We start from the raw sequence: 23,121 nt of genomic DNA, 5'->3' as shown, positions 1-23,121 counted from the left end.
GCGTCGGTCGAGTGGGCACCCCGATGCCATCTCGGCCGACCGGGGTGACGCCTCGACCGACGGGGGTGACGCCTCGGCGGGTGGGGTCAGGCGAGGGTGACGACGATCTGGTCGCTGGTGACCTTGGGAGTGTCGGCCCACTCCTCGTCCTTGCCGGCGGACCAGGTACGGCCGTCGTAGGCGATGGAGGTGGCGCCGAACTCGCTGGCCCGGGCGAGTACGTAGTGGGCGACGGCCCAGCCGTTGCGCTGGCCGGTCTCGCCGGCGTCGACGGGGATGACCACGGTGCTGCCGTCGACCCGGGCGCGGCCGACCATCTGGCCGAGCAGCTGGTTGACCTCGGTCTTGGTCGCCTGGGGCTTGCCGGAGCCGGCCTCGGGCTCGTCGATCCGGCAGGTCAGCGCGGCGGGGGAGTAGCCGCTGATCGCGGAGGCGATCGCGCGGCCCTCGCCCTCGTGGTCGGCGTACGCCTCGGGGTAGGCCGAGCGCTGCACCTCCTGCGCCGCCTCCGTGACCACCATGTCCTCGTAGCCCTCGATCTTCACCAGCGCGTCGTAGAACTTGTTGGTGGCGTAGACGGGGTCCTGGACCTGCTCCTCGGTGCCCCAGCCCATCGACGGGCGCTGCTGGAAGAGGCCGAGCGAGTCCCGGTCACCGTGGCTGATGTTGTAGAGCTTCGACTCCTGGATCGCCGTCGCGATCGCGATCGTGGCCGCCCGCGCGGGCAGGCCGCGCTTGAGCCCGAGCGCCGTGATCACGGCGGCGTTGCCCATCTGCTCGGGGTCGAAGCGCGCCTCGTACTCGCCCGCGACCGCCGTGCACTGCTGAAGGTCGGGCAGGATCGAGTCCAGCTTGTCCGTCGCGGCCTGGACGACCCAGTAGATGCCGCCGGCGATCACGCTGAGCACCACCACGGCGGTGAGGAGCTTCTTCAAATCGGCACTCTGCTCTTCGGTGAGTGTCAGTTGGCGTGGAGAGCGGCGTTGAGCTCGATGCCCTCGCCCTTCCACGGAACTGCCTCGATGGCGCCGCTGACGGAGTTGCGGCGGAAGAGGATGTTGGAGGCGCCGGAGAGCTCGCCGGCCTTCGTCACGGTGCCGTCGGGGAGCGTGACCTTGGTTCCGTACGTCACGTAGCACCCAGCCTCGACGACGGCGTCGTCGCCCAGCGAGATGCCGATACCGGAGTTGGCACCGAGCAGGCAGCGCTGGCCGATGGAGATGACGGCCTTGCCGCCACCGGAGAGGGTGCCCATGATCGAGGCGCCGCCACCGACGTCGGAGCCGTCGCCGACGACGACACCGCCGGAGATCCGGCCCTCGACCATCGAGGCGCCGAGGGTGCCGGCGTTGAAGTTGACGAAGCCCTCGTGCATCACGGTGGTGCCGGAGGCCAGGTGGGCGCCGAGGCGGACGCGGTCGGCGTCACCGATCCGGATGCCGCTCGGGACGACGTAGTCGACCATCCGCGGGAACTTGTCCACGCCGTAGACGGTCACGTGCTGGCCCGCGGCGCGCAGCCGGGCGCGGGTGAGCTCGAAGCCCTCGACGGCGCACGGGCCGGCGCTGGTCCACACCACGTTGGTGAGCAGGCCGAAGATGCCGTCGAGGTTCTGCCCGTGCGGCTGCACGAGGCGGTGGGAGAGGAGGTGGAGCCGCAGCCAGACGTCCTCGGTGGTCTCGGGCGCCGTGTCGAGGTCCTTGACCTCGACGAGGGCGACCCGCTGGGTGACCTGACGCACCTCGTCGGCGCCCTCGAGCGCGGTCAGCTCGGCCGGCGCGGTCGCGTCGGCGGGCTTCTCGCCCAGCTGCGGCGCGGGGAACCACACGTCGAGCACAGAGTTGTCGGCGGCGTACGTCACGAGGCCGAAGCCCCAAGCTGCATTCGTCACGGGCCGCAGTCTAGTGGCCGAGCCTGAGCGGTCCCTTATCGACGGTCTCGACGTGCGAACATGTGGAGGTGAGCAAGAAGAGTGCGCCGCCGATGCCCCAGCTCCTCCAGGCGGAGGACGGCACCTGGACTCTGGACATCCCGGGGGTGGCGACCAGCAAGGGGCACCCGGCGCCGGAGTGGGCGATGGCGAAGGGTGTGGAGGTCGTCCGCCGCGCCGCCTCCGACATCGTCCGCAGCTGGATCAACGGCAAGCCGGTGAGCGACGCCGAGAAGCAGGTGGTCCTGCTCGTCACCCGAGGTGACTCGCAGGTGTACGCCTGGCTCGACGCCGCCTTCGCCGACGACAGCCCCCGCTAGTCCGCTAGCAGCAGCGGGCCTGCGGGTTGTGCTCCTTCTCGTCGGCCCGGTGGCGCTCGAACGCGCGCCGGGTCATCGGCTCGACGCCCTCGCGCTCGCACCGGGCGACGTACTCGTCCCACTTCGCCTCCCCGGTCGCCTGGCGGAGCAGCCGCCAGGCGCCGGAGAAGCGATCGGAGACACGCTCGGTGAGCAGGCTCATGAGACCGGCGTCTTCTGGGACGCCTCCCACTCGCGTACGGCTTCCTTCTCCTCCTTGGTGGCGAAGAAGTCAGAAGGCGCGACGATCTTCGACTCGACCTTCGGGACCTCGGTGGTCGGCAGCGAACCGCCGGCGCGGATCGACTTGACCACAGTCACCGCGGCACCGGCGACGATCACGATCACCAGCAGCGCGAACGCTGCCTGCAGGATGCCGCTCTGGGTCGAGTTGTAGATGATCTGGTCGACGTCCTCGGGGGTCTTCGCCACCCCGTAGAGCTCACCGGCGTCGCGAGCCTCGCGCGCGGCAGAGGCCTGGGCGAAGTAGCCGATCGCGGGATTGTCGCTGAACACCTTCTGCCAGCTCGCCGTCATGGTGACGATGAGGTCCCAGACCAGCGGGATGCCGGGCACCCAGGCGAACTTGGCCAGACCGTGCTTGAACATCAGCACCGTGGCCAGGGTCAGGGCGACGGCGGCGAGCAGCTGGTTGGCGATGCCGAAGAGCGGGAACAGCTGGTTGATCCCGCCGAGCGGGTCACCGACGCCGATCCAGAGCATGTAGCCCCAGGCCAGTACGACCAGCGCGGAGGCCGACCAGGCTGCCGGCCGCCAGGAGGTGTCGGCGTAGCGCTTCCAGACGTTGCCGATCGTGTCCTGGAGCATGAACCGGCCTACTCGGGTGCCGGCGTCGACGGCGGTCAGGATGAAGAGCGCCTCGAACATGATCGCGAAGTGGTACCAGAAGGCGGCCAGGCCGCCACCGAAGGCCTCACTGAAGATCAGCGACATCCCGAACGCCAGGGTCGGGGCGCCACCCGTGCGGGAGATGATCGTCTCCTCCACGCTGGCCGCGGCTGCCTCGAGCTCGGCCGGGGTGATCGTGAAGCCGAGCCCGTTGACGAAGGCGGCCGCGGTCTCCGGGGTGCCTCCGGTCGCGCCGGCGGCGGCGTTCATCGAGAAGTAGATGCCCTGGTCGATGACCGAGGCCGCGATGAGGGCCGAGATCGCCACGAACGACTCCATCAGCATGCCGCCGTAGCCGATCATCCGGACGTGGCTCTCCTTGGCGACCATCTTCGGCGTGGTGCCGGACGAGATGAGCGCGTGGAAGCCGGAGAGGGCGCCGCAGGCGATGGTGATGAAGACGAACGGGAACAGCTTGCCGGCGAAGACCGGACCCTCGCCGTTGGTGGCGAAGTCGGTGACGGCCTCGTTCTGCAGCACCGGCGCCGCGAGGATCAGGCCGACGGCCAGCAGCACGATGACGCCCACCTTCATGAAGGTGGAGAGGTAGTCACGCGGGGTCAGCAGCATCCACACCGGGAGGATCGAGGCGATGAAGCCGTAGACGACCAGGCAGATCACCAACGTCTCGTGGGAGAGGGTGAGGGCGCTTGCCAGGCCCATCTCCTCGACGTACCCACCGCCGATGATGGCCAGCAGCAGCAGTGCGACGCCGATGACGGTCACCTCGCTGACGCGGCCGGGGCGCAGGTAGCGCAGGTAGAAGCCCATGAAAAGCGCGATCGGGATGGTGAGGCCGATCGAGAAGACACCCCACGGCGACTCCGCGAGCGCATTGACGACGACCAGCGCGAGCACCGCCAGGATGATGATCATGATCGCGAAGACGGCGATCAGCGCGGCCACGCCGGCGACGGTGCCGATCTCCTCGCGCACCATCTGACCGAGGCTCTTGCCGTCGCGGCGCATCGAGAAGAACATCACGACCATGTCCTGCACGGCACCGGCGAAGATGACGCCGACGATGATCCAGATCGTGCCCGGCAGGTAACCCATCTGCGCGGCCAGCACCGGGCCGACCAGCGGGCCGGCGCCGGCGATCGCGGCGAAGTGATGCCCGAAGAGCACGCGCCGGTCGGTGACGTCGAAGTCCTGCCCGTTCTCCAGCCGCTCGGCCGGGGTGGCCCGGGTGTCATCGACCTTCAGCACCTTGTTGGCGATGAACTTCGAGTAGAACCGGTAGGCGATCGCGTACGAGGCCAGTGCGGCGAACAGGATCCACAGCGCCGAGACCTCCTCGCCTCGGGACAGGGCGAGCACGGCCCAGCAGACGGCGCCGACGGCAGCGACGGCGGTCCAGATGACAACAGACTTCACGTTGGGCCCGGTCCGTGGGCCCGGGCTGGTGGGGTTGGCGGTCGACGTCGACATGGTCTCCCTCTGATGCAGCGCGCGGTAACGGTCGTTGTGACCGCTGTCTCAGCCTAGTCTCAGGAAACCGCCTGGTGGGCGGGGGAGGGGCTACTGCCCGGTACGCCCGTCGATGACCTCGCGCAGCAGGTCGGCGTGACCTGCATGGCGGGCGTACTCCTCGATCATGTGGACCAGGATGTCGCGGATGCTGGTCGACTCGTCGCCGCGGCCGAGGTCTCGGGTCTCGCCGAGCATCGTGTCGTCGATCGAGTCGAGCCACTCGTCGGCCGCCGCGACCTGCTCACGCCAGCTCGCGAACGCCTCGTCGACCGACTCCTGGGTCGGCTCCACCTTGTGGAACCCACCGGTGGGGTCGTCGGCGTCGAGGCGGGGGAGCTCGAGGTCCTCCTTGAGTACGCGCTCGAACCAGCCGTGCTCGACCCGCGCCATGTGCCGGATCAGCCCGAGCAGGCTCAGGTCGCTCGGCGGCACGCTCTGCTTGACCAGGTCCTCCGGACCGAGGTCCTGGCACTTGAGCTCGAGGGTGAGCCGGTAGTGGCGCAGGTAGTCCCGGTACGTCGCCAGCTCGCCGACGGCCTGCTGGTCCTGGTGGCGTGGATCCTCGCCCTCGGGAAGCCAGATTCCGTCGAAGCCCACCTGTCGCTGATCACTGCTCATGGGCTCACCCTCGCGGAACGAGCGCCTTTCGGCCAATGATTTCAGCCGGTGAAGCTGGGCGGCCGCTTCTCCAGGAACGCGTTGATGCCCTCGCGGCCGGAGGCCGAGCCACCGAGCGCGGAGATCGACTGCGCCTCGCGGCGCAGCCCCGACTCGGGGTTGGGGTCGGCGACGTCGCGGATCAGGTGCTTGGTGCTCGCCAGCGCCTCGGGGGAGCCGGCGAGGAGGGTCGCGACGACCTCGTCGACCGTGGCGGCGAGCTCCTCGGCCGGTACGACGCGGGCGACCAGTCCGGCCTCGAGCGCCTCGGTCGCGGAGAGCATGTCGCCCAGCAGGGTCAGCCGGAGCACCCGGTGCAGACCCAGGGTGTGCACGAGGAGCGACCCGCCGCCGTCGACCGACAGCCCGACCTTGGCGTACGCGAGGCTGAACTTCGCCTTGTCGGCGGCGATCACGATGTCGGCGGCCGCCGCCAGCGGGAACCCGACCCCCGCGGCGGTGCCCTGGACGGCGCTGACCACGATCGCGTCGCAGCGGACGAGCTCGGTGATGATCCGGTTGGCGCCCTCGGCGAGCTCGAGGATGAACGGTCCCAGGTCGTCGGCGGCGGCAAACCCGGCCAGGTCACCCCCGACGGAGAAGTACTTCCCCTCCGCCGCCAGCACGATCACCCGCGCCGAGTCCGCCTTCGCGCGCAGGATCGCCGCCAGCATCTCCGCGCCCGCCTCGGGCGTGAAGACGTTTCCCCGGTCCGGGTTGGTCATCGTGATGCGCGCGCAACCGTCGGCGTACTCGTAGCGAATCAGGCTCATGCGCGCATCCTGCCAGGTGCCCCGACGAGGTGTCCGCACACCGATATGGTCGCGACGTGAGCACGGTGCGCCGGGTGGCGGTTGAGGAGACGTATCCGTTGCGGGCGAAGGTGTTGCGCAACGGAGGGCCGCCGGAGGCGGCGAGGGTGCCGGGGGACGACGGTCCCGAGGTCGCTACGTATGCGGCGGTGGATGTGGACGGGAACCTGATCGGATGCGTCGGGCTCTTCCCGGAAGCATGCCCTGACCTGGCCGAACACCCCGGGAAGGGGTGGCGGATCCGGGGGATGGCGACGGCGGACGGGTGGCGCGGCAAGGGCGTCGGAGCCGAGGTGCTGCAGGCGGCGCTGGACCATGTCGCGGCCAGAGGCGGTGGGCTGGTCTGGTGCAATGCGCGTACGCCGGCGGTGCCGTTCTACAAGAGGGCCGGGTTCGTCGAGATCGGCGAGCCGTGGGACGACCCGGAGATCGGTCCGCACGTGCGGATGTGGCGCGCGGTGTAATCGGGTTCGCGTGGCGGGCGCCGGGCGGCGTACTCTCTTCCTTACAGGCGTTCGAGCCGTCATCAGCGGCGAGCCCCGGGAAGAAAGCCTCCAGGTGGATCGAAGGCAAGTAGAACCCGGCGGGAGTGGCCCGTCACAGCCGTAACGAAGTGGTCCGGCAGGACAAGCAGGGTGGTACCGCGGTCGAAAGATCGTCCCTGTGGTGAAGACAAACCCACTACCACCCAGCAGGAGATGCGTCGATGGCCTATCCGAAGGTCAACTCAGCCACAGTCCCGGCCAGCCCACGCTTCCCGGAGATCGAGACGCAGATTCTCGATTACTGGAAGAAGGACGGGACCTTCCAGGCGAGCATCGACAACCGTGACGCCGGCGAGAACGGCGAGAACGAGTTCGTCTTCTACGACGGCCCGCCGTTCGCCAACGGCCTGCCGCACTACGGCCACCTGCTGACCGGGTACGTGAAGGACATCGTCCCGCGCTACCAGACGATGCGCGGCAGGCGCGTCGAGCGGCGCTTCGGGTGGGACACGCACGGCCTGCCCGCCGAGCTCGAGGCGATGCGCCAGCTCGGCCTGAAGACGACCGACGAGATCGTCGAGATGGGCATCGACAAGTTCAACGCGGCCAGCCGGGCCTCGGTGCTGAAGTACACCGGCGAGTGGCGCGACTACGTCACCCGCCAGGCGCGCTGGGTGGACTTCGACCACGACTACAAGACCCTCAACCCCGACTACATGGAGTCGGTGATCTGGGCGTTCAAGACGCTCTACGACAAGGGCCTGGTCTACGAGGGCTTCCGCGTCCTGCCCTACTGCTGGCAGGACGAGACCCCGCTGTCCAACCACGAGCTGCGGATGGACGACGACGTCTACAAGGACCGCCAGGACCCCGCGGTCACCGTCGGCTACGCGCTCGATGCCACCGGTGAGGACGAGGTCCTCGACAACGCCCACATCCTGATCTGGACCACCACGCCCTGGACCCTGCCGTCCAACCTCGCCGTCATGGTCGGCTCCGAGATCGACTACGTCGTGGTCGAGGGCCCGGTCCCGGGCACCGACAAGACGGCCAAGTACCTCCTCGCGGAGGCTCGCCTCGCGGCGTACCAGAAGGAGCTCGCTCTGCCCGATAAGGAGGGCGACGCCGACGAGCCGACGATCCTCGGACGATACAAGGGCGCCGAGCTGCTCGGCCGCACCTACCAGCCGCCGTTCTCCTACTACGCCGGTCACCAGAACGCCTTCCGGATCGTGGCCGCCGACGACGCCGTCACCACCACGGACGGCACCGGGGTCGTCCACACCGCCGGTGCGTTCGGTGAGGTCGACAAGGAGGTGACCGACCGCGAGAACATCGAGGCGGTCATGCCTGTCGGCAAGGACGGGCGCTTCACCGCGCCGGTGGTCGACTACGCCGGTGTCCAGGTCTTCGACGCCAACCTGCAGATCATCGACCACCTCAAGGCGGTCACCCGCGGCGAGGCCGGGGGATCGGTGACCGCCGGCACGATCCTGTTGCGCCGCGAGTCCTACAACCACTCCTACCCGCACTGCTGGCGCTGCCGTCAGCCGCTGATCTACAAGGGCGTCTCGAGCTGGTTCGTCGAGGTCACCAAGATCAAGGACCGGATGCTCGAGCTCAACCAGCAGATCCGCTGGGTGCCCGAGCACATCCAGGACGGCCAGTTCGGCAAGTGGCTGGAGAACGCCCGCGACTGGTCGATCACCCGCAACCGCTTCTGGGGCTCGCCGGTGCCGGTGTGGAAGTCCGACGACCCGGCCTACCCGCGCCTGGACGTCTACGGCTCGTTCGCGGAGCTGGAGCGCGACTTCGGCACTCTTCCCAAGGACGCCGAGGGCAATCCCGACCTGCACCGTCCGTACGTCGACGACCTGGTCCGTCCCAACCCGGACGACCCGACGGGCAAGTCGATGATGCGCCGGGTCTCCGACGTCCTCGACGTCTGGTTCGACTCCGGGTCGATGTCGTTCGCCCAGAACCACGTCCCGTTCGAGAACGAGGAGTGGTTCCAGCACCACTTCCCGGGCGACTTCATCGTCGAATACATCGGTCAGACCCGCGGCTGGTTCTACACCCTGCACATCCTGGCGACCGCGCTCTTCGACCGCCCGGCGTTCTCGAGCTGCATCAGCCACGGCATCGTGCTGGGCTCGGACGGGCAGAAGATGTCCAAGTCGCTTCGCAACTACCCGGACGTCAACGAGGTCTTCGACCGCGACGGCGCCGACGCGATGCGCTGGTTCCTGATGTCCTCGCCCATCCTTCGCGGCGGCAACCTGGTCGTCACCGAGCAGGGCATCCGGGATTCCGTACGCCAGGTGATGATCCCGCTGTGGAACAGCTGGTACTTCTTCCAGCTCTACGCCAACGCGGCCGGCCTGGAGACCACCGGCTCGACGGCGTCCGAGGACCCGCTGGACCGTTACGTCCTGGCCAAGCTGCGCGACTACGTCGGCGAGATGACCTCGGCGATGGACGACTACTACGTCGCCGAGGCCTGCGAGGCGACCCAGCGGTTCATCGACGTGCTCACGAACTGGTACATCCGGCGGAGCCGCGAGCGGTTCTGGAACGAGGACAAGGCTGCCTTCGACACCCTCTACACGGTGCTGGAGACGGTGACCCGCCTGGTCGCGCCGCTGCTGCCGCTGACCACCGAGGAGATCTGGCGCGGTCTGACCGGTGGCCGCTCGGTGCACTTGGCAGACTACCCGGTCGTCGAGGACCTGCCGGCCGACGCCGACCTGGTCGCCCGGATGGACGCGGTGCGCACGGTCTGCTCCTCGACCTCCGCCCTGCGCAAGGCACGCAAGCTCCGCAACCGCCTGCCGCTCGGCGGCCTGACGGTCGTCGGTGCCGACATCGCCGGCTTCGAGGAGATCGTCGCCGACGAGGTCAACGTCAAGTCCGTCCGGCTGCTCGCCGCCGACTCGGAGGAGGCCGGCACCTACGGCATCGAGCAGCGGCTCGCCGTCAACGCCCGCGCCGCCGGTCCGCGGCTGGGCAAGGACGTCCAGAAAGCCATCAAGGGCTCCAAGTCCGGTGACTGGTCGGTCTCCGAGTCCGGCGAGGTCATCGCCGGTGGCCTGGCGCTGGTCGAGGGTGAGTACACCCTGGAGACCGTCGCCGGTGCCGCCTCCGACGACATCGCCGTCTCGATGCTGCCCAGCGGTTTCATCGTCCTGGACACGGTCGTCACCCCCGAGCTCGCCGCCGAGGGCCTCGCCCGCGACCTGATCCGCGCCGTCCAGCAGGCCCGCAAGGACTCCGGCCTCAACGTCGAGGACCGCATCACCCTCTCGGTGACCGGCTCCGAGACCGTACGCCAGGCAGCCACCACCCACGCCGACCTCATCTCCCGCGAGACCCTCGCCACGACGTACGACGTGGTCGACTCGCTCGAGGGCAACCCGGTCGACCTGGGCGACGGCGAAAAGGCCCAGATCGCGGTCACCAAGGTCTGAGCCTGGGACCCTGCGACGAAGGAGCAGGGTCGCAACGCGAAGAGATCGAGCGAGCGCAGCGGGTGAGCCGGCGAACCCGCGAAGCGGGTCGAGATCCGTCCAGCATTGCTGAAGCTTAGGAGGGTGAGTCACGCTGGCTGTGACTCACCCTCCTACGGTTCGCTCGCGTTGGAGCTGACTGCCGGTACGGTGCGATCGTGGCCAGCCAGGAGGAGATCGATCGGCAGATCCGGGCCTACTACGGAGGCCTCGACTGGGACGAGGGAGCCCGGCTGACCAGCAGGTCGGCTCAAGGGTCCTGGAGTTCGTACGTACGCAGGAACTCATAGCCGAGCGGATCCCAGCGGAATCACGGATCGCAGATATCGGCGGCGCGACTGGGGTCCATGCCGCGGCGCTTGCGGATGCTGGACACCAGGTCACGCTTCTGGACGCGGTCGTCGAGCAGGTCGATCGAGCTCGGTCGTTCGGCACTTTCGAGGCTCTGGTCGGCGACGCGCGGGAGCTGCCCTTTGAGAACAGCAGTCTGGACGTGGCGCTGCTCCTCGGTCCGCTCTACCACCTTGCCGACCGTGAGGACCGGCTGCGGGTGCTGTGCGAGGCGATCAGGGTGGTGCGGTCGGGTGGGTGGATCTTCGGCGCCGCGATCCCAAGACTGGCAAGGCTCGCCGCGATGTCCGGTGGGGCCGGAGTGCCGCGAGGGTGGGAAGACCTGATCGAGCATGGATCTCCGCCTGCAGGAGGACGATTCCCGGGCGGGCATTTCCACACCAGTGCCGAACTGTCAGCGGAGCTGAGCGATGCGGGGTTGCTGCAGGTCGAGGTGGTGGGTGTCGAGGGGCCTGCTGGCTTGGCGTTGGAGCAGATGCCCGGGGTCGATGAAGAACTCCACCGGGCCGCGCTGACCATGGCGCGTGCAGTAGGTGGGCAGAAGGGTGTTCAGGATCTCTCGAACCATCTCCTCGGCACAGGACGACGACCTTAGGAAGGTGTCTCCCGTTCTGGGTCGTCGCGTGCGATAACTGTGACGTGGACATCTCGGAACCTGGCGGTGAGCAGAAGGCGGCATGGGATCGAGAGCATGCGGTGCGACTGATGGAGGCGCACCGACGTCAGCAGGATGGCGTGCTCAGCCATGCGCAGCTCGCGGCCGGTGGGCTGACGCGCGCTGACATGATCAGGATGCAGCGGCGCAAGGAGATCGTGCGCGTGCATCCGCGGGTGTACGTCGATCACACCGGGCCGCTCACCTGGCACCAGCGCGCCTGGGCGGCCGTCCTGTACGCGGCCCCCGCCTACGTGTGCGGCCCGAGTGTCGAGGCACCCCGCACGGAGCGGCCGATGGTGCCCGGGGTGGTGCCCGACCCGATCCATGTCGCCATCGACCAGACCCGGAGGGTCGCGCCTCAACCCGGCATCGTGATCCACCGCCTCACCAACCTCGAGACCCATGCCCACGGCGGTGTCCCGCCTCGCCTGAAGCTGGAGGACAATGCGCTGGCGATGGCGCATGACGCCCGCTCGGAGATCGACGCGATCGCCAGTCTCGCCGATGTCACTGGGCGTGCCTATGTCACCGCCGACTCGCTCCGCGCGGCGTTGAGTCGGTTCCCGTCCCTGCGCCGCCGCGCCTGGATCGCCAAGATCATCGATGACCTGGAGTCCGGTACGAACTCCGTGCTCGAGCACGGCTATCTCACCAAGATCGAGCGCGCCCACGCGCTGCCACGCTCCGAGCGACAGACGGTGCGAGCGACGCCCGAGGGCAATCAGTTCCGAGACGTGGAGTATGCGGCGTACGGCCTGGTCGTCGAGCTCGACGGAGCGCTGGGTCATGACACCTGGCGCGACCAGGCCCGCGATGCCGATCGGGTGCTCGACGACCTCGCCACCACCGGCACTGTCACCGCGCGACTGCGCTGGCACCAGGTCTTCGAAACGTCGTGCCGGACCGCACTGGGTATCGCGAAGGTCCTGGCTTCGCGCGGCTGGACGGGGTCGCCGACGGCGTGCGACGACGCCTGCCTGATAGCGCGGAAACCTTAGGAGGCTCAGGCACACGTGGTGTGACTGAGCCTCCTAAGGGTCAAGCGAGACACGGCTCACGCCGCAGCCAGTCTGGCGTTGCGCCGGGCTGCGGACCTCGCTACTGCGAGGGCGACCGCTGAGTAGGCGGTCCAGACGAGGAAGGCGTAGGTCGCATCTGCCAGAGTCGTCGCGGGCGGGATGGCGGAGAAGGTCAGGGTGCTGGCGATGAGAGTCACCCATCCGGCGCAGATCGACACGGTTGCGCCACCCGCGTACGCGGCCAGCTGGGTGCGGGCCGAGTTGGGTGCGCCGGAGGAGAGCGTGGCGACCACGCGGCCGCCGATGGTGCCGCCGATGAGCGGGATGGCGACGGTGACGACCGCGTAGACCACCCAGCCGAGCGATTCCGATCCTGCGCCCGGTGCGGTGGTGAGAGTGGCAGGAAGGTCCGCGTGAGCGCGCCAGGTGAGTTCGTACGGCGCCAGGAGCACGGCGAAGGCGATGACGCCGATGATCCAGTAGGACGCGAAGGTGAAGGCTCGCTGGGTCGGGGTCACGCCACCAGTGTCCGGCAACCGGGCGCGGGCTCGCATGAGTTCGGACACTCAGACCGTCCGGGCGCTACGGTCGGGGTATGCAGGGGCCGACCTTTCGTGAGCTGGCGATCCAGGCGTTGTCGTCGGTGGAGCGCGGCTACGACCTGCTGGCGCCCAAGTTCGACGCGACGCCGTTCCGGACGCCAGACTGGATGCTGGCCGCGACGATCACCGCGCTGCGGGAGTACGGGCCGTTCGAGCGAGGGCTCGACGTGTGCACCGGCACCGGGGCGGGGCTGGAGATGCTCGCGGAGGCGACCACGGAGCGGCCGACGGGGGTCGACTTCAGCGTGGGGATGCTCGAGCAGGCCAGTGTGGCGCACCCCGACGCCGACCTGGTGCGGGCGGATGCTCGCGCGCTGCCGTTCGAGGACGCGTACGACCTGGTGGTGAGCTTCGGGGCGCTGGGCCACTTCCTGCCGGAGGAGCGGCCGGAGCTCTTCGACGGCATCCATCGGGCGCTGCGGCCGGGCGGGGTGTTCGCGCTGCCGGTCAGTCGGGCGCCGGGGCCGACCCACCCGGCGTACTGGCTGCTCTCCGGCTTCGACCTGGTGATGCGGGTGCGCAACGCGGTGTGGCGGCCGAAGTTCGTCATGTACTACCGAACCCATCCCAGGCCGGCGCTCTTCGCCGACCTGGCCAACGCCGGGTTCATGGTCGAGACGACGCCGATGCCCGGCGTCGGCGAGCTGATCATCGCTCGCCGACCACCGGGCTGACGTCCGCGGACACCTCAGGCGCGGCGCGGGTTGCGCTCCGCCAGCCGGGCGGCGATGACGGGGACGATCACGACCGCGGCGATGAGGTGGGAGATCACCAGCATGATGTTGGTGGCGTAGGAGTCGGTGACGGCGACCAGGCTGGGCACCAGCGAGAGCGCGGTCAGGGTCCAGGCGGTGCGCTTCCAGGTCGAGCGCGGACGCTTGGCGAAGCGGGCCAGGCAGACGGCGATGAGGATGCCGATCAGGCCGAGTTCGGCGACGGCCCAAGCGAGTCCGGTCGCGGGGATCGCGGCGGGATCGACTCCGGTGCCGGGCAGTGCGACGTTGAACGGCACGCCGACCGCGCGGGCGATGAACTCGTAGACGCCGGTGACCAGGGCGCCGACGAGGACGGCGGTGACGCTGACGAGCCAGACCGGCATCCGCGCAGCGAACTGACCGCGGGAGGTGGTCGTGGCCTGGGTGTAGGTGCTGGTGCTCATGATGGTGCCTCTCGTCCGGTGGTGGTTTGTCGCGGTCCGTACGGCCGCTTCTCACTCACTCCACGAACGGCTCGACACCGATCCGACAGGTTCCGCGAAAAAAGTTCTGCACGACGAAGATCACACCCGTCATGTCTATGATTCAAACGTAAACCAAGTGAGCCTTGGTCGGCATGACCCGCAAACCTCGGATCGCGAAGCTGCTGAGCCCCCTGATCGGGCTGTTCGGCCTCCTGTTCATCGCCAGTGGCGCCGTCACCTACTACCTGGCCCACACCCAGCTGAATGCGCAGGAGATCACCGTCGCCGACGACGCCTCCTTCCTCGCCGGAGACAACGTCGACGGCCCGTTCTCGGCCTACGCCCAGGCCGCCACCGTCGAGAAGCACGCCCTGGGGATCACCAAGGGCAAGACGTACGCCGAACTCGACCAGGAGGACCCGATCCGCGCAGTCGCCGCGGAGTCGTCGTTCGTACGCGCCTCCCTGCTGACCGCGGTCACCGCCTTCGGCCTCTCGGCGCTGGTCGCGGGCCTGGGCGTCGTCCTGCTCTTCGTCGCCTTCGCACTCGGGTCGCTGACCCGGGCCTTCGCGCCGGTGAAGGAGAAGGCCACGGACGAGACCGACGGCCTCGAACCAGCCACCGCCTGACCCCCACCCATCCGCCAACGGGCCCGGGAAGGCATCGCCTTCCCGGGCCCGTTCTCCGTTCTCAGCCCAGGCGCCGGAACGCGCGGACCGAGAGCGGGACGAAGATCGCCAGCAGGACGGCCGGCCAGGCGAGCGCCAACAGTGTCGCGTGGTCGGCGAGCACGCCGGAGGTGATCCCGGTCGGGTTGCCGAAGAGGTCGCGGCAGGCGGTGGCGGTCGCCGAGACCGGGTTCCAGGCGGCCAGGAAACCGAGCCATCCGGGCATCGTCTCGGGCGAGACGAACAGACTCGAGCAGAACCCCAGCGGCCATACCAGCACCTGCACCATCGTCAGCGCACCCTCCATCCGCAGGGTCAGGCCGAGGAAGATGCCCAGCCACAGCATCGCCAGCCGCAGCCAGAGCAGGAGCCCGACCGCGGCGACCGCCTCGAGGAAGGTGCCCTCGATCCGCCACCCGATGAGCAGCCCGCCGAGCATGAGGACGCCCAGCTGGACCGCGGAGTTGCCCAGGTCGGCGATCGCCCGCCCCAGCGGCACCGCGAGACCGCTCATCGGCAGTGACCGGAACCGGTTGGTGACCCCGCGCTTGGTGTCCTCGGTGACCACGGCCATGGTGCCGTCGATGCCGAACATCATCGTCAGCGCGAGCACTCCGGGCAGCAGATAGGGCAGGTACGACCCGCCGCCCGGCATCTCGATCGCGCCGCCGAACAGGTAGCCGAAGATCAGCAGCATCATGATCGCGAACAGGATCCCGAAGACCGGTCCCCACGGCTCGCGCTGCCAGTGCTTGAGGTCGCGGAGCGTGATCACCCAGGTCTGGGTCGCGGTCTGTCGCAGGGTGGAGGCGATGGCGGTCATCGGGCGGCTCCTTCAGGATCGGGTACGTGGCCGGGGGCGGTCAGGTGGAGGAACACCTCGTCCAGGGTCGGTCGGCGCAGCAGCACGTCGTCGACCGTGATGCCGGCGGAGTCGAGAGTGCGTACGACCTCCACGACCGCGGCACCGCCGCCGGCCGCGCCCGCCTCGACGGTGACCTCGTGCCGGTCGGGATCGACGACGGCGGCGGAGCCGAGGACGCCGGCCATCCGGGCGAGGTCGTCCGGGCCGGTCGCGGTGATGATCACCCGGTCGCCGCCCAGGTCGCTCTTGAGCGCCGACGGGGTGCCCTCGGCGATCACCCGGCCCGCGCCGAGCACGGTGACCATGCCGGCGAGCTGGTCGGCCTCGTCCAGGTACTGCGTGGTCAGCAACACCGTCGTCCCGTCGGCGACCACCTGCCGCACCATCTCCCAGACCTCGTGACGGCCGCGCGGGTCCAGCCCGGTGGTCGGCTCGTCGAGGAAGAGGATCCGCGGACGGGTGACCAGGCCGGCGGCGATGTCGAGGCGCCGCCGCATCCCGCCGGAGTATCCCGAGACCTTCCGGTCGCCGGCCTCGGTGAGGCCGAACGCGTCGAGAAGCTCCCCGGCGCGGCGTACGGCATCGGGCTTCGAGAGGCCGTGCAGGCGGCCGAACATCGCCAGGTTCTCCCGGCCGTGAAGTGCCTCGTCGAGCGCGGCGCTCTGCCCGACCAGGCCGATCGTGGAGCGGACCCGGGCGGGGTGGCGTACGGCATCGTGGCCGCCGACGCGCACCTCACCGGTGTCGGGCCGAGTCAGGGTCGCGAAGACGTTCACCGCGGTCGACTTGCCGGCGCCGTTGGGCCCCAGCAGCGCGTGCACGGTGCCGGCGGCGACCTCGAGGTCGAGGCCGTCGAGCGCCTGGGTGTCGCGGTAGCGCTTGCGCACGCCGCGCGCGGACAGAGGACTCGAGGTCATCGGCCCACCTCGATCCGGAACACGCCGCAGCGGCCGACGACCGCCTCGAACGCCTCCGGCGTCATCGCCGTGACCACGCCGGCGTCGAGCATGATCTTCGCGCCGTCCGTCATCCGCTCCGGCCAGGCCCGGAGCACGGTCAGCGCCTCCTCGCGCTCCACCTCTACAAGACGCACCTCCTCGGTGGCCTTGCCGATCCGGAGAGTGGCTCGGCCGCCGGCGGCACGTACGTTGCGGGCCCAGTCGGCTCCCGGAAAGCCCTCGAGCAGATAGCGGTGTCCGTCCAGGTCCAGGACCGAGAGCGGAGTGCTGCGGGGCTTGCCGCTCGCGCGGCCAGGCACGGTGAGCACCGGCAGCTCCTTCATCCCGAGCCCGGTCTTCGACAGGGTCATGAAGACCTTGTTCATCGGCTTGAGCCAGCGCGGCGGGACCGGCTTCGCGTCGTTCGGCATACACGTTCCTCCAATTTCGTACGTTGTACGAAGATGTCAACGGAGTGACTGTAGCATTTGTTCCGTACGATGTACGAAATTATTTCGGATGAGGTTACGATGAGCGACGTGCCGGACCAGCCAGACCAGTCGGACCCCTCCTTGCGCCTGCTGTGGCGCCATCGGGCGGGTGCGCGCGAGGAGCCGAAGACCAAGCGCGGCCCGAAGCAGAAGGTGAGCGTCGACGAGATCGTCGATGCCGCGATCGACCTCGCCGACGCCGAGGGCCTGGCCGCCGCCACGATGCGCGCGATCGCCCAGCGCTTCGGTCTGGGGGCGATGACGCTCTACTCCTACGTCCCCAACCGGGACGCGCTCCTGGTCCTCATGGCCGACCAGGTGACCGGCCGCGCCGAGCTGCCGGAGCTACCCGAGGATCCGCGCAAGCGCCTCGAGCTGGTCGCCAACCACACGCACGACGAGCTCCGGGCCCATCCGTGGCTACTCGAGGTGCAGGACGTACGCCCCTGGCTGGGTCCCAACATGAGCGAACGCTACGAGTGGCAGCTACGGGCCGTCGACGGTCTCGGGCTCTCGGACCTGGAGATGGACCAGACGGTCGCCGTGCTGGTCGGCTTCGCGGGCAACATCGCCCGCAGCGAGCTCATGAAACGCCGCGCCGAGCAGGTCACCGGGATGACCGAGGCAGAGTGGTGGGAGGCCAACTACGACACGCTGAACGAGGTCATGGCGGGCAGCCACTATCCGCTGGCCAACCGCGTCGGCACCGCCGCCGGCGAGGCCTATCAGGCGGCCAGCGACCCCGCCCGCGAGCTCGACTACGGGCTGGCCCGGATCATCGACGGGGTGCTCGCGCACGTCGGCCGTTAGCCGACGCTGCGGCGGGCAGGGTCGGCGAGCTGCTGCGACAGGTGGGCCACCAGGTCGGCGGAGTCGTCGCGAGCGCCGTCGATGTAGGTCGAGCGCCGGCGCCGCAGCACCGGGAGCCCGGTGACGTAGAGGCCGGGCATGTCGGTGACGCCGCCGTCGTGGCGGATCGCGCCCTTGTGGTCGAAGACGTCAGCGTCGAGGAAGCGGTGGTCGGGCTTGATGCCGGTCGCCCAGACGACGGAGCCGATCTCGCCTGAGGTCAGCGATAGCGACAGCAGCGGTTCGGGCACGCGGGTCGGCTCGAGCCGCTCGCCGGAGCCGCCGAAGGCATGGTCGATGCCGTTGAGCAGTCGGTTGCCCTTGAGGTCGGCAAGAGCCGCCATGTTGGTCAGCGAGCCCGAGAAGAGCGCCTCGCCGTCGCGCAGCGCGGCCAGCTTGCCGACAACGCGTACGCCGGCGTCCTGCAGTGTGTTGAGGTCGAGCGTGGTGGTGCCGCCGACGAGCTGGAAGGAGGAGAGCCGTCGGGCGCGAGTGATGTCGTCGATCTCGTCCCAGCGCTCGTCGAGGATGCCGGCCTCCTCGATCCAGGCGAAGATGTCGCGCCCGCGGTAGCGGCGCGGCACCCGAACGTGCTCGCCGACCGCGAGGGTGACCTGGCGACCCGATGCCTGCAGCTCCGCCGCGATCTGTACGCCGCTGGCTGCCGCCCCGACCACCAGCACGCCGCCGGGCGGGAGCTGCGAGGGGCGCCGGTAGTCGATGGCGTGCACCGAGGGCAGTCCGGGTGGGAGCTCGGCGGCGAGGGCGGGCACGACGCCGCGTACGGAGCCGGTGGCGAGCACGACCTGCTCCACCGACCACGGACCCGCGGAGGTCTCGACCAGAAAGCCGCTCCGGCTGGGGGCGAGGCGGTGGACCTCGACGTTCTCGTGCACGGGCGCTGCGATCACGTCGGCATAGCCGGTGACCAGCGAGGCGACCTGGGCGGCGGTGAGGAACTCGTCGGCCTCGGCGGGGCCGAGCAGCGGGTCGGCGAGCCCGGGAAGTCGGTTCATCCAGCCCGGGGTCAGCAGGCGGAGCGAGTCCCAGCGCTGGGTGCGCCACGAGTGAGCGACCTGCCCGCGCTCGAGGACGACATGGTCGATCCCCTCGGCGCTGAGTCGGTGGCTCACTGCGAGGCCGCTGTGCCCCGCCCCGATCACCGCGACGGTGGTGCGGCGAGACGAGGCACTCATCCTCACGAGACCGAGACGCTGACCGCGGTCGGGTTGGTGAGGATGTCGAAGACGGCCGAGCGCTTCTGCGACTGCGCGACCAGCGCCTCGACGTCCTCGGGGGAGGCGTCGGCGTCGATCGAGTAGTTCACGCGGACGCCGGTGAAGCCGTTGCGTACGTCCGCATCGGCGCCGAGGATGCCGCGGATGTCGTGGTCGCCCTCGATGGTCGCGGTGACGGAATTGAGCTGGATGCCCCGCTGCTGGGCGACGGCGGCGACGCCGGCCGTCAGGCAGCCACCGAGCGCGACCAGGACGGTCTCGACCGGCGTGGGGCCCTGGTTGTCGGCGGCGAACTGGGGCGGGTGGTCGCCGTCGGACTCGAACGACCGCTCGGACTCCTGCTCCTCGCCCAGGCCGAAGAAGCCCTCGACCTTGCTCTTGGAGTGGGTGCCCTTGATCCACGTGTTGGTGGCGCGCCAGGTGAACTTGGCCGCCTCCGGGGTCTCCTGGAGGGCGGCGCGTGCGCCGAGCAGTGCGGCGACGTTGACGCCGTTGTCGACGGTGGTCTCTGTCATGTTGGTTCCTCGTTTCGATGGGTGTGGATGGGCGTGGATGGGCGGTGGAGGCGACTCAGACCAGCGAGACGTTGACCGGGACCGCGCTGCGGAGCGTGTGGCCGACGGGCGAGCTGGCGAGCACCTTGGCGTGGAGCGACTCGAGCTCCTCGCGGGATGCCTCGGACGCGATGGTGACCACGGCGTCGATCGTGTCGAAGCCGGCGTGGCCCTCGGCGAGGCCGAGGAAGACCGTGAGGTCGACGTCGCCCTTGAGGTCGATGCGCAGGTCGTCGAGCTCGATCCCGGCCACCGAGGCGTTCGCGGCGTAGCCGACGGCGAGGCAGTTGCCCAGGGCGCCGAGAAGCTGCTCGACGGGGTTGGCGGCGGTGTCGCCGCCGCCCAGACCTGAGGGCTCGTCGGACTGCGTGGGCTCGAAGGACCGGATCTTCGCTTCGGACGCGAAGGCGCCCTTCCAGGTCACGTGTGCGGCCCAGGTGGTGCGCGCCTTGGCGGGATCGTCCTGGATCGCCTGGACGAGGTTGCCGACGGCGGCGAGGTCGACGTCGTTGAGCTGTGTCGTTGAATCGATGCTCATGGGAACACTCCGGAGTCGAGGGAACGGCTTAGTCGAGATATTAGACTAACTAACTCGACTAAGGAAGGGACCTCACCGCGCGGTCCGGCGTGAGGTGATCAACCCGGTGTCGAACCCGGCCAGGTGCAGGCCGCCGTGGAAGCGGGCGTGCTCGATCTTGAGGCAGCGGTTCTGGACGACGGTCAGCCCCGCCGCGCGCGCCGACTCCGCGGCCTCGTCGTTGGTCAGCCCGAGCTGGAACCACACCACCGGCGACCCCAGCGCGACCACCTCGTCGACGACCGCGGGCAGGTCGCTCGCGCGCCGAAAGACGTCGACGACGTCGGGAGTCTCCGGGAGATCCGCCAGGCTCGAGTAGACCGGCTGGCCGAGCACCTCACGACCCGCGGCGTTCGGGTTGATGAAGTAGAGCCGATAGTCGGTGTCCTGGGTGAGGTAGGTGGCGACGTAGTAGCTCGACCGCGCGGTGTTGGGGGAGAAGCCGACGATCGCGATCGACCTCGTGGCCTGCAGCAGACCCTGCCGCTCGCGTGCGCTCGGCTCGTGCGGAATCTGTGGGATGGCCATCAGATCTCCTTCCTGGTCGAAGCGAAGCCCGAAACGGTTGGTACGGCGGCGGTCAGCGCCTGGTCGAGGTCGTAGATGATGTCGTCGGCGTCCTCGATGCCGACGCTGATCCGCACCAGCCCGGGGGCGACGCCGGCCTCGGCCAGCCGCGACTCGCTGAGCTGGCGGTGGGTCGTCGAGGCGGGGTGGATCACCAGGGTCTTGGCGTCGCCGATGTTGGCCAGATGGCTGGCGAGCTCGACCGACTCGATGAACCGCTCGCCGGCGGCGCGACCGCCCCGGACGTCGAAGGAGAAGACGCTGCCGGGGCCCTTGGGCAGATACTTCTGCGCCCGCGCATGGTGCGGGTGCGAGGGCAGGCCGGCCCAGCGTACGTTCTCGACCCGGTCGTCGGCATCGAGCCACTCGGCGACGACCCGTGCGTTCTCCACGTGCCGCTGGACCCGCAGCGCCAGGGTCTCGACGCCGAGGGCGAGCTGCCAGGCGGACTGCGGGCTCAGTGTCGCGCCGACGTTGCGGAGGTGCTCGGCGCGGAGTCGGGTGAGGAAGGCGTACTCGCCGAAGTTGCCCCACCACGACAGCCCGCCGTAGTGCTCGACCGGCTCGTGGAAGAGCGGGAACCGCTCCGGCGAATACTCGAACCGGCCGGACTCGACGACGACTCCGCCGAGCGTGGTCCCGTGTCCGCCGAGGAACTTGGTGGCCGAGTGCACCACGATGTCGGCGCCCCACTGGATCGGCCGAGACAGGTACGGCGTCGGGATCGTCGAGTCGACGACGAACGGCACCCCGTGCGCGTGCGCGACGTCGGCCAGCCCCTCCAGGTCGGCGATGTCGCCGGACGGGTTGGCGACGGTCTCGGCGAAGACGAGCTTGGTCTCGGGGCGGATCGCCGCGGCGTACGCCTCCGGATCGGTTGAGGAGACGAAGGTCGTGGAGACGCCGAAGCGGCGCAGGGTGACGTCGAGCTGGGTGACCGAGCCGCCGTAGAGCTGGGCGGAGGCGACGATGTGGTCGCCGACGCCGGCGAGGGAGGCGAACGTGACGAACTCGGCCGAGAGGCCCGAGGCGGTCGCGACCGCCCCGATGCCCCCTTCCAGGGAGGCGAGCCGCTCCTCGAACGCGGCCACGGTCGGGTTGCCGACGCGGGTGTAGATGTTGCCGTACTTCTGCAGCGCGAAGCGCGCCGCGGCGTCGGCGGTGTCGTCGAAGACGAACGACGCCGTCTGGTAGATCGGCAGCGCCCGGGCGCCGCTGACGCCGTCGGGGATGTTGCCGGCGTGGATCGCACGGGTGTTGAAGCCGTACGCGTGGTCACTCATGAACCAACTCCAGTTCGATCGGTGAGGAAGCTCCGGACGAGGTCGAGATAGCCGGGCGGGTCGAGCAGGAACGAGTCGTGGCCCCAGGTCGAGGCGATCTCGTGGCGCTCGACGTCGACGCCGGCGCAGCGCAGCTCCTTCTCGATCAGGACCGAGTGGGACGTGGGGAAGCGCCAGTCGGAGTCGAAGGAGATGACCTGGAACCGGGTGTCGCGGATCCGCTCGGCGAAACCCGCCGAGGCGAACGGGTCGAAGTAGTCGAGGAGGCGGGAGAGATAGAGGTAGGAGAGCGCGTCGAAGCGGTCGACGAACGAGCTCGCCTGGTGGTCGAGATAGCTCTCCACCTCGAAGTCGATGCCGAATCCCGGGGTGGCGCCGCGCCGCGACCGGCCGAACTTCTCCTCCAGCCCGGGCTCGGAGACGTACGTGACATGGCCCAGCATCCTCGCCACCGAGAGGCCGTCGGCGGGGATCACGCCGTGGTCCGGGTAGCGTCCGCCGCGGAAGTCGGGGTCGCGCAGGATCGCCTGCCGGGCGACGTTCGAGAGCGCGATGTTCTGAGCGCTCAACCGGGCTGAGGCGGCGACCAGGACCGCCCGTTCGATCTGGCCGGGGGCGTCGGCGGCCCACTGCAGGACCTGCATGCCGCCGAGCGATCCGCCGACGGCGGCGTGGAGCTTCTCGATGCCGAGGTGGGCCAGCAGCCGGCGGTGGACGGTGACCAGGTCGGCGACCGAGATCAGTGGGAAGTCGAGCCCCCAGGCGCGGCCGGTGGCGGGATCGGTCGAGGACGGGCCGGTGGTGCCCCGGCAGCCGCCGAGGAGATTGGCGCAGACCACGAAGAACCGGTCCGTGTCGACCGGTCTCCCGGGGCCCACCATCGTCGGCCACCACTCCGTGACCTCGGCGTCGCCGGTGAGCGCATGGGCGATGAAGACGACGTTGTCGCGGGCGGGTGCCAGCTCGCCGTAGGTGGCGTAGGCGACGTCGACGGGTCCCAGTGTGTCGCCGCCGGACAGGTGTAGCGGGTCGGCCTCGTCGAAGAGGCGGGCGTGCCGCACGGTGGTCATCGACACCCTCTCTCCATTAAGTCGAGTCGTTAACTACAGAATGTAGCGTGCGTGTCGAGCCCGCGGATGGATGTCCGGCA

26 protein-coding genes and 1 pseudogene are annotated in these 23,121 nt (G+C 69.4%); 9 read left to right on the top strand and 18 right to left on the bottom strand.

The features are described 5' to 3' along the window. Positions 1-86 precede the first annotated feature (86 nt). Both ACW14X_RS07115 and dapD read right to left on the bottom strand, forming a co-directional pair. Positions 87-935, bottom strand: a complete 849-nt coding sequence (locus ACW14X_RS07115; protein ID WP_160024787.1) for a hypothetical protein — start codon at positions 933-935, stop codon at positions 87-89. A 26-nt stretch (positions 936-961) separates the two neighbouring features. Further along, positions 962-1,891, bottom strand: coding sequence for a 2,3,4,5-tetrahydropyridine-2,6-dicarboxylate N-succinyltransferase (dapD, locus tag ACW14X_RS07110; RefSeq protein ID WP_457165137.1), 930 nt, complete (start codon positions 1,889-1,891; stop codon positions 962-964). Between the two features lie 68 nt (positions 1,892-1,959). On the opposite strand from dapD, the gene ACW14X_RS07105 reads away from it, so the two are divergent. Beyond that, on the top strand, positions 1,960-2,250 hold the full coding sequence (locus ACW14X_RS07105; RefSeq protein WP_457165136.1) for a hypothetical protein: 291 nt from the start codon (positions 1,960-1,962) through the stop codon (positions 2,248-2,250). 4 nt (positions 2,251-2,254) lie between these two features. On the opposite strand, the gene ACW14X_RS07100 is transcribed toward ACW14X_RS07105, so the two are convergent. From ACW14X_RS07100 to ACW14X_RS07085, 4 genes are all read right to left on the bottom strand, one after another. After that, on the bottom strand, positions 2,255-2,452 hold the full coding sequence (locus ACW14X_RS07100) for a YbdD/YjiX family protein (protein WP_350720724.1): 198 nt from the start codon (positions 2,450-2,452) through the stop codon (positions 2,255-2,257). Next, positions 2,449-4,629 (bottom strand): carbon starvation CstA family protein, encoded by a 2,181-nt coding sequence (locus tag ACW14X_RS07095; RefSeq protein ID WP_457165135.1) that lies wholly within the window; start codon positions 4,627-4,629, stop codon positions 2,449-2,451. The genes ACW14X_RS07100 and ACW14X_RS07095 overlap by 4 nt, the downstream gene beginning before the upstream one ends. 90 nt (positions 4,630-4,719) lie before the next feature. Then, on the bottom strand, positions 4,720-5,289 hold the full coding sequence (locus tag ACW14X_RS07090) for a DinB family protein (protein WP_457165134.1): 570 nt from the start codon (positions 5,287-5,289) through the stop codon (positions 4,720-4,722). A 41-nt stretch (positions 5,290-5,330) separates the two neighbouring features. Further along, a complete protein-coding gene (locus tag ACW14X_RS07085; protein WP_160024783.1) occupies positions 5,331-6,101 on the bottom strand; it encodes an enoyl-CoA hydratase-related protein in 771 nt (256 codons plus the stop codon). A 56-nt stretch (positions 6,102-6,157) separates the two neighbouring features. On the opposite strand from ACW14X_RS07085, the gene ACW14X_RS07080 reads away from it, so the two are divergent. The 4 genes and pseudogenes from ACW14X_RS07080 to ACW14X_RS07065 form a co-directional block, all read left to right on the top strand. Next, a complete protein-coding gene (locus ACW14X_RS07080) occupies positions 6,158-6,604 on the top strand; it encodes a GNAT family N-acetyltransferase (RefSeq protein WP_457165133.1) in 447 nt (148 codons plus the stop codon). Between the two features lie 242 nt (positions 6,605-6,846). Beyond that, positions 6,847-10,092, top strand: a complete 3,246-nt coding sequence (gene ileS / locus ACW14X_RS07075) for an isoleucine--tRNA ligase (RefSeq protein WP_457165132.1) — start codon at positions 6,847-6,849, stop codon at positions 10,090-10,092. A gap of 197 nt (positions 10,093-10,289) precedes the next feature. Next, the gene (locus ACW14X_RS07070) at positions 10,290-10,421 is read left to right on the top strand and encodes a hypothetical protein (RefSeq protein ID WP_457165131.1); all 132 of its coding nucleotides are present in this window, start codon (positions 10,290-10,292) and stop codon (positions 10,419-10,421) included. Then, positions 10,391-10,669 (top strand): annotated as a pseudogene (locus ACW14X_RS07065) (class I SAM-dependent methyltransferase); the annotation flags it as partial. The gene ACW14X_RS07070 and the pseudogene ACW14X_RS07065, both read left to right, overlap by 31 nt. A 207-nt stretch (positions 10,670-10,876) precedes the next feature. Here the strand turns inward: ACW14X_RS07065 and ACW14X_RS07060 are convergent. Then, positions 10,877-11,050 carry a hypothetical protein gene (locus ACW14X_RS07060; protein WP_457165130.1) on the bottom strand — a complete coding sequence of 58 codons (174 nt, stop codon included), beginning with the start codon at positions 11,048-11,050 and terminating at the stop codon, positions 10,877-10,879. A 137-nt stretch (positions 11,051-11,187) separates the two neighbouring features. On the opposite strand from ACW14X_RS07060, the gene ACW14X_RS07055 reads away from it, so the two are divergent. After that, positions 11,188-12,138, top strand: a complete 951-nt coding sequence (locus ACW14X_RS07055) for a hypothetical protein (RefSeq protein ID WP_350844054.1) — start codon at positions 11,188-11,190, stop codon at positions 12,136-12,138. A 56-nt stretch (positions 12,139-12,194) separates the two neighbouring features. On the opposite strand, the gene ACW14X_RS07050 is transcribed toward ACW14X_RS07055, so the two are convergent. After that, positions 12,195-12,677, bottom strand: coding sequence for a hypothetical protein (locus ACW14X_RS07050; RefSeq protein WP_457165129.1), 483 nt, complete (start codon positions 12,675-12,677; stop codon positions 12,195-12,197). A 77-nt stretch (positions 12,678-12,754) separates the two neighbouring features. Here ACW14X_RS07050 and ACW14X_RS07045 point away from each other — a divergent pair, with 77 nt between their 5' ends. Next, complete coding sequence (locus ACW14X_RS07045) at positions 12,755-13,435, top strand: class I SAM-dependent methyltransferase (protein WP_457165128.1); 681 nt, start codon at positions 12,755-12,757, stop codon at positions 13,433-13,435. A gap of 14 nt (positions 13,436-13,449) precedes the next feature. Here ACW14X_RS07045 and ACW14X_RS07040 read toward each other — a convergent pair whose 3' ends face one another. Next, on the bottom strand, positions 13,450-13,920 hold the full coding sequence (locus ACW14X_RS07040) for a DUF6069 family protein (RefSeq protein ID WP_160024777.1): 471 nt from the start codon (positions 13,918-13,920) through the stop codon (positions 13,450-13,452). 173 nt (positions 13,921-14,093) lie between these two features. Here ACW14X_RS07040 and ACW14X_RS07035 point away from each other — a divergent pair, with 173 nt between their 5' ends. Next, positions 14,094-14,570 (top strand): aromatic ring-opening dioxygenase LigA, encoded by a 477-nt coding sequence (locus ACW14X_RS07035; RefSeq protein ID WP_457165127.1) that lies wholly within the window; start codon positions 14,094-14,096, stop codon positions 14,568-14,570. Positions 14,571-14,631: 61 nt separating this feature from the next. Here ACW14X_RS07035 and ACW14X_RS07030 read toward each other — a convergent pair whose 3' ends face one another. The 3 genes from ACW14X_RS07030 to ACW14X_RS07020 are packed head-to-tail and all read right to left on the bottom strand — an operon-like array spanning position 14,632 to position 16,843. Beyond that, positions 14,632-15,432, bottom strand: a complete 801-nt coding sequence (locus ACW14X_RS07030; RefSeq protein ID WP_350844046.1) for an ABC transporter permease — start codon at positions 15,430-15,432, stop codon at positions 14,632-14,634. Continuing rightward, positions 15,429-16,391 (bottom strand): ATP-binding cassette domain-containing protein, encoded by a 963-nt coding sequence (locus ACW14X_RS07025; RefSeq protein ID WP_457165126.1) that lies wholly within the window; start codon positions 16,389-16,391, stop codon positions 15,429-15,431. The genes ACW14X_RS07030 and ACW14X_RS07025 overlap by 4 nt, the downstream gene beginning before the upstream one ends. Beyond that, positions 16,388-16,843, bottom strand: coding sequence for a nitroreductase/quinone reductase family protein (locus ACW14X_RS07020; RefSeq protein ID WP_457165125.1), 456 nt, complete (start codon positions 16,841-16,843; stop codon positions 16,388-16,390). Before ACW14X_RS07020 ends, ACW14X_RS07025 begins: the two co-directional genes overlap by 4 nt. Before the next feature lie 108 nt (positions 16,844-16,951). Here ACW14X_RS07020 and ACW14X_RS07015 point away from each other — a divergent pair, with 108 nt between their 5' ends. Beyond that, entirely contained in the window at positions 16,952-17,713 is a 762-nt protein-coding gene (locus tag ACW14X_RS07015) for a TetR/AcrR family transcriptional regulator (protein WP_457165124.1), read from the top strand. Here the strand turns inward: ACW14X_RS07015 and ACW14X_RS07010 are convergent. The 6 genes from ACW14X_RS07010 to metX form a co-directional block, all read right to left on the bottom strand. Next, entirely contained in the window at positions 17,710-18,948 is a 1,239-nt protein-coding gene (locus ACW14X_RS07010; RefSeq protein ID WP_457165123.1) for an NAD(P)-binding domain-containing protein, read from the bottom strand. The two genes, ACW14X_RS07015 and ACW14X_RS07010, sit on opposite strands and share 4 nt — an antisense overlap. A gap of 2 nt (positions 18,949-18,950) precedes the next feature. Further along, positions 18,951-19,505 (bottom strand): OsmC family protein, encoded by a 555-nt coding sequence (locus ACW14X_RS07005; RefSeq protein WP_160024770.1) that lies wholly within the window; start codon positions 19,503-19,505, stop codon positions 18,951-18,953. Positions 19,506-19,560: 55 nt separating this feature from the next. Continuing rightward, positions 19,561-20,082, bottom strand: a complete 522-nt coding sequence (locus ACW14X_RS07000) for an OsmC family protein (protein ID WP_457165122.1) — start codon at positions 20,080-20,082, stop codon at positions 19,561-19,563. Between the two features lie 72 nt (positions 20,083-20,154). Beyond that, positions 20,155-20,649 carry a CoA-binding protein gene (locus ACW14X_RS06995; protein ID WP_457165121.1) on the bottom strand — a complete coding sequence of 165 codons (495 nt, stop codon included), beginning with the start codon at positions 20,647-20,649 and terminating at the stop codon, positions 20,155-20,157. Then, the gene (locus ACW14X_RS06990) at positions 20,649-21,971 is read right to left on the bottom strand and encodes an O-acetylhomoserine aminocarboxypropyltransferase/cysteine synthase family protein (RefSeq protein ID WP_457165120.1); all 1,323 of its coding nucleotides are present in this window, start codon (positions 21,969-21,971) and stop codon (positions 20,649-20,651) included. Before ACW14X_RS06990 ends, ACW14X_RS06995 begins: the two co-directional genes overlap by 1 nt. Beyond that, positions 21,968-23,041 carry a homoserine O-acetyltransferase MetX gene (gene metX / locus ACW14X_RS06985; RefSeq protein ID WP_457165119.1) on the bottom strand — a complete coding sequence of 358 codons (1,074 nt, stop codon included), beginning with the start codon at positions 23,039-23,041 and terminating at the stop codon, positions 21,968-21,970. The genes ACW14X_RS06990 and metX overlap by 4 nt, the downstream gene beginning before the upstream one ends. Between the last annotated feature and the right edge of the window lie 80 nt (positions 23,042-23,121).

This window comes from Nocardioides sp. YJ-D4 (assembly GCF_054031495.1).
This window is presented reverse-complemented; position numbering and strand designations above follow the sequence as displayed.